Annotated in this window: 11 protein-coding genes; 5 read left to right on the top strand and 6 right to left on the bottom strand. The window is 72.9% G+C overall.

Going from position 1 to position 15,051, the window contains the following annotated elements:
• Positions 1–28: 28 nt before the first annotated feature.
• Positions 29–2,614 (bottom strand): bifunctional acetaldehyde-CoA/alcohol dehydrogenase, encoded by a 2,586-nt coding sequence (gene adhE, locus ACIBPB_RS14650; RefSeq protein ID WP_396840121.1) that lies wholly within the window; start codon positions 2,612–2,614, stop codon positions 29–31.
• Positions 2,615–2,798: 184 nt separating this feature from the next.
• Here adhE and ACIBPB_RS14645 point away from each other — a divergent pair, with 184 nt between their 5' ends.
• On the top strand, positions 2,799–3,941 hold the full coding sequence (locus tag ACIBPB_RS14645) for a hypothetical protein (protein WP_396840120.1): 1,143 nt from the start codon (positions 2,799–2,801) through the stop codon (positions 3,939–3,941).
• A gap of 223 nt (positions 3,942–4,164) precedes the next feature.
• Positions 4,165–4,608 carry an HNH endonuclease gene (locus ACIBPB_RS14640; RefSeq protein ID WP_357325321.1) on the top strand — a complete coding sequence of 148 codons (444 nt, stop codon included), beginning with the start codon at positions 4,165–4,167 and terminating at the stop codon, positions 4,606–4,608.
• Positions 4,609–4,944: 336 nt separating this feature from the next.
• Here the strand turns inward: ACIBPB_RS14640 and ACIBPB_RS14635 are convergent, their stop codons facing one another.
• Together ACIBPB_RS14635 and ACIBPB_RS14630 are read right to left on the bottom strand one after the other, a co-directional pair.
• Entirely contained in the window at positions 4,945–5,712 is a 768-nt protein-coding gene (locus ACIBPB_RS14635) for an enoyl-CoA hydratase/isomerase family protein (protein WP_396840119.1), read from the bottom strand.
• A 101-nt stretch (positions 5,713–5,813) separates the two neighbouring features.
• Positions 5,814–8,213 carry a M4 family metallopeptidase gene (locus tag ACIBPB_RS14630; RefSeq protein ID WP_396840118.1) on the bottom strand — a complete coding sequence of 800 codons (2,400 nt, stop codon included), beginning with the start codon at positions 8,211–8,213 and terminating at the stop codon, positions 5,814–5,816.
• A 173-nt stretch (positions 8,214–8,386) separates the two neighbouring features.
• On the opposite strand from ACIBPB_RS14630, the gene ACIBPB_RS14625 reads away from it, so the two are divergent.
• Complete coding sequence (locus tag ACIBPB_RS14625) at positions 8,387–8,839, top strand: hypothetical protein (protein WP_396840117.1); 453 nt, start codon at positions 8,387–8,389, stop codon at positions 8,837–8,839.
• Between the two features lie 21 nt (positions 8,840–8,860).
• Here the strand turns inward: ACIBPB_RS14625 and ACIBPB_RS14620 are convergent, their stop codons facing one another.
• On the bottom strand, positions 8,861–10,207 hold the full coding sequence (locus tag ACIBPB_RS14620) for a hypothetical protein (RefSeq protein ID WP_396840116.1): 1,347 nt from the start codon (positions 10,205–10,207) through the stop codon (positions 8,861–8,863).
• 262 nt (positions 10,208–10,469) lie between these two features.
• Between ACIBPB_RS14620 and ACIBPB_RS14615 the strand changes: the two genes are divergently transcribed.
• Both ACIBPB_RS14615 and ACIBPB_RS14610 read left to right on the top strand, forming a co-directional pair.
• A complete protein-coding gene (locus tag ACIBPB_RS14615; RefSeq protein ID WP_396840115.1) occupies positions 10,470–12,140 on the top strand; it encodes an FG-GAP and VCBS repeat-containing protein in 1,671 nt (556 codons plus the stop codon).
• 251 nt (positions 12,141–12,391) lie between these two features.
• Complete coding sequence (locus ACIBPB_RS14610) at positions 12,392–13,633, top strand: MFS transporter (protein WP_396840114.1); 1,242 nt, start codon at positions 12,392–12,394, stop codon at positions 13,631–13,633.
• A gap of 49 nt (positions 13,634–13,682) precedes the next feature.
• On the opposite strand, the gene ACIBPB_RS14605 is transcribed toward ACIBPB_RS14610, so the two are convergent.
• Both ACIBPB_RS14605 and ACIBPB_RS14600 read right to left on the bottom strand, forming a co-directional pair.
• Positions 13,683–14,201, bottom strand: a complete 519-nt coding sequence (locus tag ACIBPB_RS14605; protein WP_396840113.1) for a DinB family protein — start codon at positions 14,199–14,201, stop codon at positions 13,683–13,685.
• 232 nt (positions 14,202–14,433) lie between these two features.
• Positions 14,434–15,051 (bottom strand): ricin-type beta-trefoil lectin domain protein (locus ACIBPB_RS14600; RefSeq protein WP_396840112.1); only part of this gene is annotated, 618 nt, incomplete at its 5' end.

Raw genomic sequence — 15,051 nt, 5'->3', positions numbered from 1 at the left:
GCCCGCCGAGGGCCCTCCCCGACCACCCTCAGCGGCTCACCCCGTCCCACCGGGTGCCGTGGTACGCGGCCCGCATGAGCTGCTGCATGTCGTCCAGCATCGGCATCCGGGGGTTGGCCGGCGCGCACTGGTCCTCGTACGCGTTCAGCGCCTGCTGCGGCAGGGCCGCCTCGAACGCCGCCTCGTCCACCCCGACGGCGGCGAACGACGGTTCGATGCCGACCGCGTCCCGCAGCCGTTCCACCGCGTCGGCGAGGGCGGCCACGCCCTGCGCCGGGGTGGCGGCGGGCAGGCCGAGCAGCCGGGCGATCTCGGCGAAGCGCTCGGGCGCCCGGTAGCTCTCGTACCGGGGCCAGCCGGAGAGCTTCGACGGGACGGTGCCGTTGTAGCGGATCACGTGCGGCAGCAGCACCGCGTTGGTCCGCCCGTGGGCGATGTGGAAGGTCGCGCCGAGGGTGTGCGACATGGCGTGCACGATGCCGAGGAAGGCGCTGCCGAAGGCCATGCCGGCGATGGTGCCGGCGTTGTGCATCCGTTCCCGCGCCTCGTCGTCGCCGTCGACCACCGAGCGTTCCAGGTTGGCGAAGATGAGCCGGATGGCGTGCAGGGCCAGCCCGTCGGTGAAGTCGTTGGCGTACACCGACACGTACGCCTCGATGGCGTGGGTGAGCGCGTCGAACCCGCTGTCGGCGGCGATGGCGCGCGGCATGCTGGCGGTCAGCACCGGGTCGACGATCGCCACGCTGGGGGTGAGCGCGTAGTCCGCGAGCGGGTACTTCTTGCCGGTGCGGTGGTCGGTGATGACGGCGAACGGGGTGACCTCCGCGCCGGTGCCCGAGGTGGTCGGCACGCAGACCAGCCGCGCCCGCTCGCCCAGGGTGGGGAAGGTGAAGGCCCGCTTGCGGATGTCGAAGAACTTCTCCCGCAGGTCGTCGAAGACGATTTCGGGGTGCTCGTACTTGAGCCACATGACCTTGGCCGCGTCCATCGCCGAGCCGCCGCCGAGCGCGATGATGGTGTCCGGTCCGAAGGCCCGCATCAGCTCCGCGCCCCGGTCGACGGTGGTGACGCCGGGCTCCGGCTCCACGTCGTCGATGATCTGCAGGGCGATCTTCTCGGCCCGGCGTTGCAGGATGCGGTTGATCCGGTCGACGAAGCCGAGCCGGGTCATGGTCGCGTCGGTGACCACGGTGACCCGGTGCACGTCCGGCATCTCGGCGAGGTAGCGGATCGCGTTCGGCTCGAAGTAGATCTTCGAGGGGACCTTGAACCACTGCATGTTGTTGGTCCGGCGGCCGATCCGCTTGATGTTGAGCAGGTTGACCGCCGAGACGTTGTTCGACACCGAGTTCCGCCCGTAGCTGCCGCAGCCGAGGGTGAGCGAGGGCAGGAAGGCGTTGTACATGTCGCCGATCCCGCCCTGGGAGGCCGGCGAATTCCAGATGATCCGGACCGCCTTCACCCGCTGGCCGAACTCCTCCACCAGCGCCTCGTCCGCGGTGTGGATGACCGCGCTGTGCCCGAGGCCGTGGAACTCCACCATCTGTTCGGCGTACCGCAGGCCCTGCTCGCGGGTGCCGGCCCGGAGCACGGCCAGCACCGGGCAGAGCTTCTCCCGGGTCAGCGGCTCGTCCGGTCCGACGCCGTCCACCTCGACCAGGAGCACCGAGGTACGCGGCGGCACGGTGAACCCGGCCGCCTCGGCGATCCACTCGGCGGTCCGCCCCACCACCTCGGGATTGAGCCGGCCCTCCGGGAAGAGCAGCCCTTCCAGCCGGCGCTTCTCCTCGGCCGTGGCGACGTACGCGTGCAGCCGCCGGAACTCCTCGAGCGCCGCGTCGTGGATCGCGTCGTCGAGGATGACGGCCTGCTCGGAGGCGCAGATCATGCCGTTGTCGAACGACTTGGAGAGCACGATGTCGTTGACGGCCCGGGCCAGCTTGGCGCTGCCCTCGACGTACGCGGGCACGTTGCCGGCCCCGACGCCCAGCGCCGGCTTCCCCGCCGAGTACGCGGCGCGCACCATGCTGTTGCCGCCGGTGGCGAGGATGGTGGCGATCCCGGGGTGGTGCATGAGCGCCGTGGTCGCCTCGACCGACGGCTCCTCGATCCACTGCACGCAGTGTGCCGGCGCCCCGGCGGCGACGGCCGCGTCCCGGACCGTACGGGCCGCCTCGACGCTGCACCGCTGGGCGGACGGGTGGAACGCGAAGACGATCGGGTTGCGGGTCTTCAACGCGAGCAGCGCCTTGAAGATGGTGGTCGAGGTGGGGTTGGTGACCGGGGTGATGCCGGCGATCACGCCGACCGGGTCGGCGATCTCCACGATGCCGTTGATCTCGTCGCGGCTGATCACGCCGACCGTCGGGGTCGTCGCCATCGCGTGCGTGACGTGCTCGCAGGCGAAGATGTTCTTCACCGCCTTGTCCTCGAAGACGCCCCGGCCGGTCTCCTCGACGGCGAGCCGGGCCAGCGCGGCGTGCCGGTCGAGCGCCGCGACGGACGCCTTGCGGACGATGTGGTCGACCTGCTCCTGGGTGAACCGCTCGTAGTCGGTGAGCGCCTTCAGGCCGTCGGCGACCAGGCTGTCGATGGTGGCGTGGAGTTCGGACATGCTGTTCTCACCTCGGCGGTTGCGGCGTCACGGGCCAGCTTCAGACTCGGACAGTCGCCGCCCCGGCGACCGTGCGTAATGGCCCGGATGCGGGGGTGCCGAAGGTCCCGTCCCGCCGTACCTCCCGGATGCCGGGAAGATGAACCACCACATCTAGCCTGAAAACCACCTCTATCCTCGATGGATGACCGGCACGGAACGCCGCGAGCCGGGCGCGGAATGGGACGACGCGTACGGGCTGCTCCGGGACGAGCGGGCGGGCATCGTCACCGCGCTGCGACTGGGCTGGTGGCTGGCGGACGCCTACCACCACGCCCAGACGGCCGACCTGACCGACGAGCCGGCCGGCCGTACCGCCGCCCCGGCGAAGCTGTCCAACCTCACCGCGATGCCCGCCCGGCACCGGCTACGGATGAACCTGGACGCGGTCGAGGTGGCGCTCACCCAGATCACGGCGCTGACCGGCCCGGTCCGGCCGGTACCGTCCACCGCCGCCGCGCGGGCCACCGTGGACCGCGAGCCGCTGCTGCTCGCCCTCGACGAGCTGAACCTGGACCTGCTGCGCTGGGCGACGGCCACCAACCAACGGATCGGGCTGGCGTACCGGCTCGGCCGCTCGCTCGCCGACACCGTCCGCCACGGCGAGGCCGAGCAACTGGTCCATCGCTTCGGCGGCCGGCACCTGGAGATCAGCCGGTGGCTGGACGAGCTGGCCACCGTGCTGCCCCCGTACTCGGCGGCGGTGGTGCGGCGCTCGCTGGCCGCCTGGGCGGCGGCGGTCACCCGGGCCACCGTCGGCGACCCGGGTGAGGCCGGGCTGCCCGAGCTGGCACGCGAGCTGCGCAACCAGGGCGACCTGTGGCGCGGCGTGCTGACCGGCGGGCTGCACCCGCAGGACCTGCTCGACGAGGAGAACTGGGCGGTGGTCGCCCGGAACCTGATCATCCGGGACCGGAAGCTGGTGGTGCAGGCCGCCCGGGGCGTCTTCTGGCCGGTGCTCGCGCCCCTGCTGGTGGTGCTGCTGGCGGTGGTCGGGGTGAGCGCCGCGGCGGCGGCCGGCTCGCCCGCCACCCGCGCCGCGGTGGCGCTGGTCGGCCTCGGGGCCGGGCTGACCGCGATCTGGCGGTCGGTCTCCGCGCCGGCGCTGTCGGTGGCCGCCGGCATCAACCGGCCGCTGCTGGAGAGCGAACTGACGGTGCAGATGGCGGCCCGGATCGACCGCCCGCTGGCCGCCGCGCGGACGTCGGGACGGGCCCGGCGGCAGCGGCCGCCGTCCGACGGCGGATCGAAATACGTTGCCCGCCTCTCCGGCGCGGATCTACCGTGAGCGCGCAAGGTCAACCACCGCTCCGGGAGCCGTCGATGTCGCAGCCGCACGTCACCCTCGTGCCGTTCTGGCTGCTCAGCGCCGGTTACCGGGGCACACACCCGGGTGCCGGGTGGCCCGGCTGAGGCGTACCCGCGTCTCCCGTCGCAGCCGCCCCGTCGCCATCGACCGGGCGGCTTTTCGCTGCCTACCCCCGACCACCGTTTCGTGAAGGGAGAGCCCGGTGGACGCCGTCCTCGTCATCAACGCCGACCTCGGCCCGCTGCACCGGGTCACCGTCCAGCACGCGATCCGGATGCTCTGCCGGCGGGTCGCCGAGATCCACGAGGCCGAGCCGGACCAGGTGATCGGGGTCTTCCCGATACCGCGGGTGGTCCGCCTCGTCCGGTACGTGGTCACCCGCTGGCGGTTCAGCGCCGGCCCGGCCTGGTCCCGGGCCGGGGTGCTGCGCCGCGACGGCCGGCGCTGCGCCTACTGCGACGCCCCGGCGAGCACCGTCGACCACATCCTGCCCCGCTCGCGCGGCGGCCGGAACACCTGGCGGAACACCACGGCCGCCTGCTACCCGTGCAACCAGCGCAAGGGCGACCGGACGCCGGCCGAGGCCGGCATGCCGCTGCGGCGGGAGCCGGTGACGCCGAGCTGGGCCTCGATGGCCGGGCGGTGACGAGCCGGCCGGCGGGCACAGGGGGCCGCGTCGGGGGTACGCCTCCGGCGCGGCGCCCGCCGGCCCCTCCCCACCCCGCCCGGCCCACCCCGCCGCCCCCGAGGACGCGAGGCGACGACCTGCGGCATACCGGGGTCTCCGGCCCGCGCGAGACCCACACCCGCCGCCCCGCCGAGGCCGCGAGGCGACGACCTGCGGCATACCGGGGTCTCCGGGCTTACCGAGGCCACGCCTTGCCGCATCTGGTGGATCGCGCCAGCGGCAAGGTCACGCCAGCGCGCAAGATGACGCCCGCGGTGAGATCACTCCCGCCGCGCGGGCAGGCCGGCGGTGAGGTCAGCCGGCGGTGGGCGGTGCCCAGCCGAACCGCGGCGGGCGACGCTCGTTGGCCGCGGCCACCCCCTCGCGGGCCTCACCGCTGTCCCGGACCTGCCCGTGCCACCAGGCGATCCGGTCGTCGTCGGCCCGCCCGTCGACGATCTCCTTGGCCGCCGCGACGGTGAGCCGCGACCGCTCGGCGATCCCGGCGGTCAGCGCGCCCACCCGGGCGGCCAACTCGTCGCCCGGCAGCACCTCGTCGACCAGCCCGATCCGCAGCGCCCGGTCGGCGTCGACCAGTTCGGCGGTGAAGAGCAGGTGCTTGGCGGCGGACGGGCCGACCAGCCGGGCCAGCCGGCGGGTGGTGGGCGCCGGGTAGACCAGGCCGAGCCGCGCCGGGGGTACGCCGAACCGCGCGTCGTCGGCGGCCAGCCGCAGGTCACAGGCGACGGCGAGCTGGCATCCGCCCCCGACGCAGGCGCCCCGGACGGCGGCCACCGTGGGCTTGGCGAAGGCGGCCAGCCGCTCCTCGGCGGCCACCGCGATGCTGCCGTCGCCGGCTTCCAGCAACTCGTTCAGGTCGCCGAGGTCGGCCCCGGCGCAGAAGGTCCCGTCGGCGCCGGTGAGCACCAGCACGCGCACCGCCGGGTCCGCCTCCAGGCCGTCGAGCAGCACCGGGAGCTGCCGCCACATGGCCGCCGTCAGGGCGTTGCGGCGGGCCGGGTTCCGGATCACCACCGTCGCCACCGGCCCGGTCACCGTCACGGTCAGCTCCGCGTCCGACATCTCTCCCCCTCGCGCCGCCGGTCCTCCGGCGACCGTAGCGGCGGGGCCCGGTGACCACCCGCGTGGGGTGGCCGCCGGGCCCCGGTTCGGGCGGGGTTACGTCAGGAGACGTTCACCGCGGTGTCGTCGATCACGAAGGAGGTCTGCAGGGTGACGTCCTCCGCGCCGGTGAACTTCAGGGTGACGGTCTGGCCGGCGTACGAGGCCAGGGAGAAGGACTTCTGGCTGTAGCCGGCGGCCTTGTTCAGGTTCGAGTAGGTCGCCAGGGTCGCCAGCACGCTGCCGGACGAGTTGAGCACCTGCACCGTCAGCTTGTCGTACTGCACGCTGGTGGTGCTCTCGGCCGAGTCGATGTGCAGCCAGAAGCTGAAGTTGTACGAGGTGCAGCCGCTCGGCAGGCTCACCGACTGGGAGAGCGTGTCGGTGTGGGTGCTGCCGTAGCCGGCCAGCCAGGCGTTCCAGGTGCCACCGTGGGTGGGCTGGCCCTGGGAGCCGTACTGACCGATCACGCCCGAGGTGGACGACCAGACCGTGTTGCCGGACTCGAAGCCGGGGTTGCCGAGCTTCTGGCCGGCGCCGGTGCAGCCGCCGCCGGTGCCGTTCACGGTCAGGCTGTAGGTCGCGGTGTGGTTCACCGAGGTGCCGGTGCCGGTGACGGTCACCGCGTAGGTGCCGGACGGCGTGCTGGCCGTGGTGCTGATGGTGAGGGTGGACGAGCTGCCCGAGGTCACCGAGGCCGGGCTGAACGACGCGGTGGCGCCGGTCGGCAGGCCGGACGCGGAGAACGTCACGGTCTGCGCGGTGCCACTGGTGGTGGCGGTGGCGACGGTGGTGGCGACCGAGCCGCCCGCGGTCACCGAGCCGGCGGTCGGCGAGAGCGAGACGGAGAAGTCGTTACCGGTCGACCCGCAGGGCGCGTCGTTGCCGGCCACGTTCACCGCGGTCCACGCCGCCTGGACGGCCTTGTACTCCGTGGAGCAGTTGCCGTACAGGTCGGTGGCGGCCTTCAGGCTGTACGCCCGGGCGGTGTTGGACGGGGTGGTGTTGTTGACGTACGCGGTGTTCGAGGTGAAGTAGACGTCGAGCGCCCGGTACCAGATCTTCTCCGCCTTGGCGCGGCCGATGCCGGTCACCGCGGGGGCCGAGCCGCAGACCGGCGAGGTGCCGTACGCGGTGGAGCCGGTGCCCTCGGCGAGGTTGAAGAAGAAGTGGTTCGCCACGCCGGACGAGTAGTGCACGTCCTTGTTCTTGGTGCTGGTCGACCAGCAGGAGTCGGACGAGCCGTCCAGCGACGGGTTGTACATGTAGCGCAGCGGCGTACCGTTGCCGTTGATGTTGATCTTTTCACCGACCTGGTAGTCGCCCGGGTCGCTCGGCGCGGCGGCGTAGAACTCCACCATGTTGCCGAAGATGTCGCTGGTGGCCTCGTTGAGGCCGCCGGCCTCACCGGAGTAGACCAGGCCGGAGAGCGCCTCGGTGACGCCGTGGCTCATCTCGTGGCCGGCCACGTCGAGGGAGACCAGCGGCCGGGAGTTGCTGGAGCCGTCGCCGTACGTCATCTGGGCGCCGTCCCAGAAGGCGTTGACGTAGTTGTTGCCGTAGTGCACCCGGCTCGGCACGCCGGTGCCGTTGCCGAAGATGCCGTTGCGGCCGTGCACGTTCTTGAAGTAGTCGAAGGTCTTCGCCGCGCCGAAGTGGGCGTCGACCGCGGCGGACTGCCGGTTCGAGTTGGCGCCGGTGCCCCAGGCGTTGTCGGCGTCGGTGAACGTGGTGCAGGTCGAGGTGCCGTTGTTCATGTCGCAGGTGCGGCCGTTGCCGTGCGACGGGTCGATCATCTGGTAGGTGCTGCCGGAGAGCGTGGTGTCGATGCTGACCGTGCCGGTGTAGATGCCCTGGCCGCTGCCGACCACCGTCTCGATCTCGTCGTACGAGCCGATCACCTTGCCGGTGGTGGCGTCCGTGATGACGTGCAGCTTCGAGGGCGTCTGCCGGTCGGCCTGCCAGCCGGTGGCGACGGTCTCCCAGGCCAGGCGGCCCCTGCCGGAGCTGGCGTCGACGAAGAGCTGCGGGGTGCCGACCGCGGTGAGGGTGCCGGAGAACGCCCGGCGGGCGCTCGCCTGGGCCGCGGTCGCGCGGACCTTGGCGGTGGTGCTCAGGGTGAGCGGGGCGGCCAGGCCGGAGGACGTCCCGACCATGGTGCCGTTCGGGGCGGTGTGGATGACGAAGTCACCGCCGTAGACGCGCAGGCCGTGATAGGTCCGGGTGTACCGGGTGTGGGCGGCCCCGGAGCTGTCCACCCGGGTGCGGACGGCCTGGTACGCCTCTCCGCTGGCGCCCTGGACGGCGCCGGGGTTGGCCCGCAGCAGGCTGTCCGCCCGGGCGGCGGCGGACGACTGAGGACCGGGGGCGCTGGGGGTTGCCGCGTACGCCGTGGTGGTGACGCAGGTCAGCACGCCACTGGTGAGCAGAGCTGCGCTGACGGCGGCGAGGGATCTTTTCACGTGCCCTCCTGACAGGGGGTGAAGTTGTGACGGGGGTAGTCACTCATGTAGATATAGAGACACATCGAAGAGTAGGGAAGGGTGCGAGCGCTTTCCTGCCGCTGATATTGGCCGTTCGGATGAGGGGAGCCCGGTGCTGGGAACCGGCTCGCTTCACCGTGCGTCCGATCGGCATGAGATCAGCCCCCGTCGCGGCGCTCCTGCTCGCCGCACTCCTCACCCCCCTGGCCGGGTGCGCGCGGACCGGCGACGAACCCGCCGGCCCCGGCCCGGCCGCCCTGCCGGCCGTCGAGGTGGTGCTGACGAAGTCGGGCGGGATCGCCGGGTTGAGCGACACCGTAACGGTCCGCCCCGACGGCCGGTGGACCAAGGTCGATCGGAGCGGCGTGTCGCGGAGCGGTCAGCTCACCGCCGCCGACCTGGACCGGCTGCGGCAGCTCGCCGCCGACCCCCGGCTGGCGGCCGAGGCCACCGTCACCGTCCCGCCGACGATGTGCGCGGACGCGTTCAGCTACCGGCTCCTGGTGGGCCAGACCACCACGAGCTACGTGGACTGTCCCCCGCAGGCCACCCCGCCGGCCGCCACCCACGCCGTGGTCGACCTGCTCACCCGGGCCACCGGCTGACCCCACCGGCCCCGGCCGCGGTCAATCGGTGGCGTCCGTCCAGACCTCGACCAACTCGAAGCGCTCGCGGCTCCGCTGGACCCGTCGACCGACCGCGACGGCGAGCGGCTCGGTGACGATCCAGCCGATCAGCCCGACCGCCGAACCGAGCACCACCCCCGTCAGGTTCGGATCGGCGTACGCGCCGACCCCGCCCACGGCCACCGTGGCGAACGCGGTGGCCGCCTTCCTGGTCGCCCGATCGCTGGACCGGCGGGCCGGCCCGTACTTCACGTCGGCCAACCGGTCGCCGATCGCCTGCAGCGCGGCCAGATCCCACTCCTCCCACCAGGCGTGCAACTCGGCGTCGACGACCTCCAGGAAGTGCTGCCACTGCCCGGCGGTCATCCCGCCGAGCAGGTCCTGGTAGCCGGCCGGGAAGACCACCACCTGACCCGACATCGCCACCTTCGCGGCCGCCTTGCGGCGTACCCCCCGCGGCGGGCCGACGTCGTCCACCAGCGCCAGCATCGCGCCCTCGGAGCGGGCGATGGTGCGGTGGTAACACCGGTTGAAGGCCTGCTTCAGCGTGCCGGCGTCGCGCTGCTCGGCCGGGGCACTGCTCGCCTCCAGCACCGCGATCTCCGCGTAGACCAGGCTGCGGCGCCGCACGCCGGTCTCCGGGTCGCGGGTGACGTCGGAGACGATCCGGTCCCGCACCGCCCGTCCGCTCGCGCTCTCCATCGGCAGCCGCCCGAACTCCTCGGCCCGCAGCGAGGGCAGGTCGTCGACCAGGGGCTGCGCGCGCCGGGTACGCAGCACCGAGCGCTGCTCCGCGTCGATCCAGAACTGCCAACCGGCGGCCAACCGGGCACACTCGCCCGAATCGACGCCGGCCCGGTCGCGCAGGATGCCCGCCAGCCCTTCGGCGACCCCGTCCCGGGAGAGCCGCCGCTCCACCTCCTCCGGCCGCACCGCGGCCAGATCACGCTGCAACGCGAGCCGGCGGAACCGGTTGCCGGAGACGGAGGAGAACAGGAAGCCTCGGTGGGCGATGTCGGTCAACGAGGACTCGACCGTCCACCCGCAGTTGCCCACCTCGAACGGGAGCACCAGGTCACCGGAGGCTCCCGGCACACCGACGTCGTCGATGAGGCGATGATCCGCGAGCCGGCGCAGCAGCGCGCCGTCGAGCAGCTGCGCGTAGGTCAGCAGGAACCGTGGACCCCGGATGGCGTCCCACCGCAGCTGCCCGAGGGCGAACCGCCGGAGGTCGTGCCCGAGGCCCGGCCCGGCCAGCTGGCCCGAGTCGCGCTTGACCAGCGCGCGCTGCCGCACGGAGTCGTACCAGTCGGTGAAGAGCACCGGTACGCCGGGAGCGTCGAGCATGAGCGTTCCCTCCTCGGCGGATGGAGCGGGTGCCGGTATTTTCCCCCGCAGCGACACGCGCGAATCTCGCCACCGGCCGCGGTGCGTGTCCAATTCACGACAGCGCGCGACGGGCCGCCGGCCCATCGGCTCAGGTCCGACCATCGTGGACGGCGCCGGTGACACCACCGGGAAGATCGGCTAGCCTCGTCCTCCGCGACCCACCACCGACAGGAAAAGCGTGAATATCGTACGGGGAACACGTGGCGCGGCCGTCGGAGTCTTGTCGCTGCTGACCGTCGTCGCCTGCGCTCCGAGCGCCGCCAGCAGGCCGGATGCTCCGCCCCGGCCGGTCGGGGCGGCCGCCGGAGCCGGCGCCCCCAGCGAGCCGGACGGCGGCAGCCAGGCGGCCGAGCGGCCGGAGTCGGCGCCCCGGGCGAGCACCGGTGGCCGGACCCCGGCAGCCGCCCCGCGGAGCGCGGCGGCGCTCGCCGCCGGCCGGGCCGGGGCCCGGTTCGACCTCGACGGGGACGGCAGGGACGAGTTGGTCGTCGGCGCTGCTGCGAGCCCGGGCGGGACCGCCCTGCACGTCCGGTACTCCCGCGTCGCCCGCCGGGACACGGTGACCGCCCCCGCCAGCGCGCCCGGATACCTGCTCGCGCCCCGGTACACCGCCGGCGACTTCAACGGCGACGACTTCCAGGACCTGGCGGTCGCCGCCTTCCGGACGCCCGCCCAGGGTGCCGTCGAGCACGCCATCCTCGTCTACTCCGGCGGCCCCGACGGGCTCGACCGCGACCGGGTGACCCTCCTGCCCGGGCTGAACGCCGGCGCGTTCGCCGCCGGCGACCTCGACCGGGACGGCGACGACGAACTCGCGGTCGGCGACGGCGGGGCGACCGAGCAGCGCGACGGACCCTTCCGGGGCTCGGTGACCGTGCTGTCGGGCAGCCCGAACGGCGTCACCCTCACCGGTTCGGTACGGCTCCAGCAGGTCGTCCCCCGCTGGTCCGGGCTGGTTGAGGAGAACTTCGGCACGCACCTGGCGATCGGCGACTTCACCGGCGACGGCTACGCCGACCTCGTCGTCAACGGGTCCAGGCGGGGCACGTCCGAGACCGACTGGCACGGCATGCTGACGCTCTTCCCCGGCTCCGCCACCGGACCGGACACCCGCCGGGTCAGCAAGATCGAGGGCCAGCTCGACGCCGTCGCGGACCCGATCCCGGTGGACACCATGCTGCTGTCCGACCTCGACCGGGACGGGCGGGCGGACCTCGTGCTAGGGCTCCCGCGCAGCAGCGGTGGCCGGGTGATCTACCTGCGCGGCGCCGCCGCCGGCCTGTCCTGGGCTGGGCGCCGGGTCATCGACCAGGACACCCCCGGCGTCCCCGGCCGACCGGACCCGGATTCGACCGGCGGCCACTTCGGCGCGGCGCTGGCGACCGGTGACGTGACCGGTGACGGCATCCCGGACCTGCTGGTCGGCGCGATGACGATGACCGTGGGCGCGGCGGCCGACGCCGGCTCGGTGACGTTGCTTCCCGGCACCCCGCAGGGGCCCACCGGGGCCGGCGCCATCGCCTACACCCAGGCCGTCCAGACCGGCGACTGGCCCCGCCCGCCGGCCGAGTTCGGGCAGTCGGCCGCGACGCTGCGCGACCAGCCGGAACCCAACGACTACCTGGGGTCCGCGGTGGCGATCCTCGACCTCGACGGCACCGGCCCGCTGGAGATGTTCGCCGTGGCCAAGTACGAGGACCGGTGGCAGCAGCCGGCCGACGCGCCGTACGGGCTCCTCACCACCCTGGGGCTGCAGACCCGGACGCCGCCGCGCGGCTCGACCGGGCCGGCCGCGTCCCGCCTCGTGCCGCTCCGGCAGCAACGTCCGGCCGACCTCTCCGGCGGCGGGATCCGCCTCCTCCACTTCGGATACGGCCTGCTCAGCAACTGACCGGCGCGCCAGGGCCGGCGGCCCGGAAATTCCGTCGCCGCCGGCCCTGCACGCGCCGTACGCTGCCCGGCATGTTCTCGCCGCGCAAGGTCTAGCTCCCTCCCCCGACACCCGGGTGGAGTCTGCCCTGCCGGCACCCTGACGCCGCTTGCCGCCGTCCGCGGTGATGCCGTCGCGTCGCCTGCCGCCCGCGTGTCCGTCGAGCCCGTGACGGCGCGCCGAATTCGGCGCCTCAGCGACAGGACCGCATCATGGCCACCCGCACCCCGACGCCGCCTGGGAACCTGTGGCGGCAGCGCGACTTCCCCCTGCTGCTCGGCGGACGACTGGTCTCCCAACTCGGTGACCAGCTCCAGTTCCTGGCCCTGCCGCTGCTCGTCGTGGCGCTGACCGGCTCGCCCACCCAGGCCGGCATCGTGCTCGGTCTCCAGACGATCGTCTACCTCGTCTTCGGGCTGCTGGCCGGCGCGCTGGCCGACCGCTGGGACCGCAAGACCACGATGATCTGGTGCGAGCTCGGACGCGGCGCGCTGACCGCCACCATTCCGCTCGCCGCCTGGTGCGGGGTGCTGGGCATGCCGCACCTGTTCGCCGTCGCGGTGCTGAACGGCGTGCTCGCCACCCTGTTCTCCGCGGCGAACAGCTCGGCCCTGCCGAACGTCGTCAGCCGGGACGACCTCCCCGACGCGCTCGGCGCGGTCGGGGCGATGTCCAACACGCTGCGGATCGTCGGCGCCTCGGTGGCGGGCCTCGCCTTCACGGCGGGACGGATGGTCCCGTTCGCCGTCAACGCCGTCTCGTTCCTCGTCTCGGCCGCCACCCTGCGCGGCATCCGGGCCGACTTCCAGCAGGATCGGGCGACGACCCGCACCTCGCCCCGGGCGCCCGTCGCCGACATCGGTCACGGCCTGTCCTGGCTCTGGGGCAAGCCGGTGATCCGGACGCTGGCCCTGCTCGACGCCGGCGACAGCCTGCGGTTCGGCGCCGGCTACCTCCTGATCATCATGCTGGCCCAGCAACTGCACGCGAGCCCCGCCCAGACCGGAATGGTCTTCACCGGCGCGGCGGTCGGCGCGCTCCTCGGCAGCCTGCTCGCCCCCTCGCTCACCCGCCGCTACGCCCTCGGCAGACTCTCCATCGCCATGCTGTGGGTCGAGGCCCTGGCCTTCCCCGGGTACGCGCTGGCGCCGACCTGGTGGCTGCTGCTGGTGGTGGCGTTCGCCGAGTCGGTGGTGTCGCCGATCTACAACGTCGCGCTGGACGCCTACCGGCTCAGCGTCACCCCCGACGCGTTCCGGGGCCGGGTGACCGGTGCGATCGACACCCTCACCAGCGGTGCCGCCGCCCTCGGCACGATGGCCAGCGGGGCCTTGATCGCGCTGCTCGGCGCGCCGGCCCTGACCTTCCTGCTGGCCGGCTGGCTCGCCCTCCTGGCGCTCACCGCGACCCTGAGCCGAACGGTCCGTACGGCCACGGCCACGGCCACGGGCTGACCGGCCGCATTCGCGCCGGCCACCGCCCGCGAGGCGTGCCGAGAGGGAGCTAGCGGGGACCGCGTCCGGTGGCGCCGTCGAGAAGTTCCCGCGCGGCATCAAGGTGGCCGGCGTGCCGGGCGGTTTCCTCGAGCATGTGCAGGCACACCCAGCGCAGGTCGGTGATCGGCTCGTCCGGCCAGTCGAGCCCGTGCTCGCCGACCAGCGCCGCGTCCAGCTCGACCGTCCGCAGGACCTCGTTCGAGATCGCGCACTGCCGCCGGTAGTGGTCGATCACCACGGCACTGGAGTGTTCGGTCGTGAACGGCGCCGCCGGGTCGTACGGCGGGTCGTCGATTCCGTCGTCCCAGGTCACCTCCGGTTCCGTGCCGAGGGCGACCCGTTGGAACCACTGCGCTTCCGCGCCGGCCAGGTGCAGGACCAGCCCGATGGGCGTCCAGCCGGACGGAAAAACCGGCCTGCGCAGTTGGGACTCGTCCAGGCCCTCGATGATCGCCAGTACGGCGGCACGCTGCTCGTCGAGGAAATACCGCAGCCGGTCGCGTTCGCTGATCGTCGATTGAGCCACGGGCCGACTCTAGACCGCACTCCGTGCGCGCGGGTGCCGCTCAACCCGGCGGCGAAGGACGAGGACGGGCACGGCAGGTGTCCACCCGGATCCGGCCAGCGTTGCTGTCATCCGGCGGCTCTCGGCAGCGACCGCCGCGAAACCGGAGGGAATTGGAGCCCCCGGCCCGGGATCGAACCGGCGATCGAAAAGGGGCGGCGGCAATCGCCGCCGCCCCCGATGAACGGGCGGACTACCTGAGGGTGAACCTCTGGTTGGCCTGTCCGTTGCAGTCGTAGATCTGGACCTGCTGGCCGTTGTTGGTGCCCCAGACGTCCAGGCAGCGTCCGGACTGGACACCGGTGATGGTGCCGTTGGAGTTGACGTTCCACTGCTGGTTGGTCTGCCCGTTGCAGCTGTAGATCTGCACGGCCGAGCCGTTGCCGGAGCCGGCGGCGTCGAGGCACATGTTGCCGTAGACCGTCAGCTGCTTACTCGACGTGAGGGTCCACTGCTGGTTGGTCTGCCCGTGGCAGTCGTAGAGCTGGACCCGGGTGCCGTTGCTCTGCGACGAGTTGGGCACGTCGATACACCTGCCGGACTGGGCGCCGTAGATTTGCTTGGCGCCGCCCTGGTTCGGGGGCGGGCTGCTGGTGTTCGGCGGCGGGGTGGTCGGGTTGGTGGGGCCGGATCCCTCGCTCACCGTGATGCTGGAGCTGCCGCTGCTCTGGTAGCCCTCGGTGGCCATGATCTGGTAGTCGTGGGTGCCCAGGTTGAGGCCGTGGCTGGCCCAGGCGTTGAAGTGGTTGGCGGTGGTGATGGTGCCGCTGCTGCGGTGCGACTGCCGGACGCTCCAGTACTGGTAGAACGT

Origin of the sequence: Micromonospora sp. NPDC049836 (genome assembly GCF_044465125.1) — a bacterium.
Taxonomy (GTDB): domain Bacteria; phylum Actinomycetota; class Actinomycetes; order Mycobacteriales; family Micromonosporaceae; genus Micromonospora.
Note: the sequence above shows the minus strand (reverse complement) of the source record. Positions and strands in the feature narration are given on the sequence as shown.

What these genes read in the sequence shown, in the direction of transcription:
- adhE (WP_396840121.1), bottom strand. Translation starts at nt 2,614, where the DNA reads ATGTCCGAACTCCACGCCACCATCGACAGCCTGGTCGCCGACGGCCTG.
- ACIBPB_RS14645 (WP_396840120.1), top strand. Translation starts at nt 2,799, where the DNA reads ATGACCGGCACGGAACGCCGCGAGCCGGGCGCGGAATGGGACGACGCG.
- ACIBPB_RS14635 (WP_396840119.1), bottom strand. Translation starts at nt 5,712, where the DNA reads ATGTCGGACGCGGAGCTGACCGTGACGGTGACCGGGCCGGTGGCGACG.
- ACIBPB_RS14625 (WP_396840117.1), top strand. Translation starts at nt 8,387, where the DNA reads ATGAGATCAGCCCCCGTCGCGGCGCTCCTGCTCGCCGCACTCCTCACC.
- ACIBPB_RS14620 (WP_396840116.1), bottom strand. Translation starts at nt 10,207, where the DNA reads ATGCTCGACGCTCCCGGCGTACCGGTGCTCTTCACCGACTGGTACGAC.
- ACIBPB_RS14610 (WP_396840114.1), top strand. Translation starts at nt 12,392, where the DNA reads ATGGCCACCCGCACCCCGACGCCGCCTGGGAACCTGTGGCGGCAGCGC.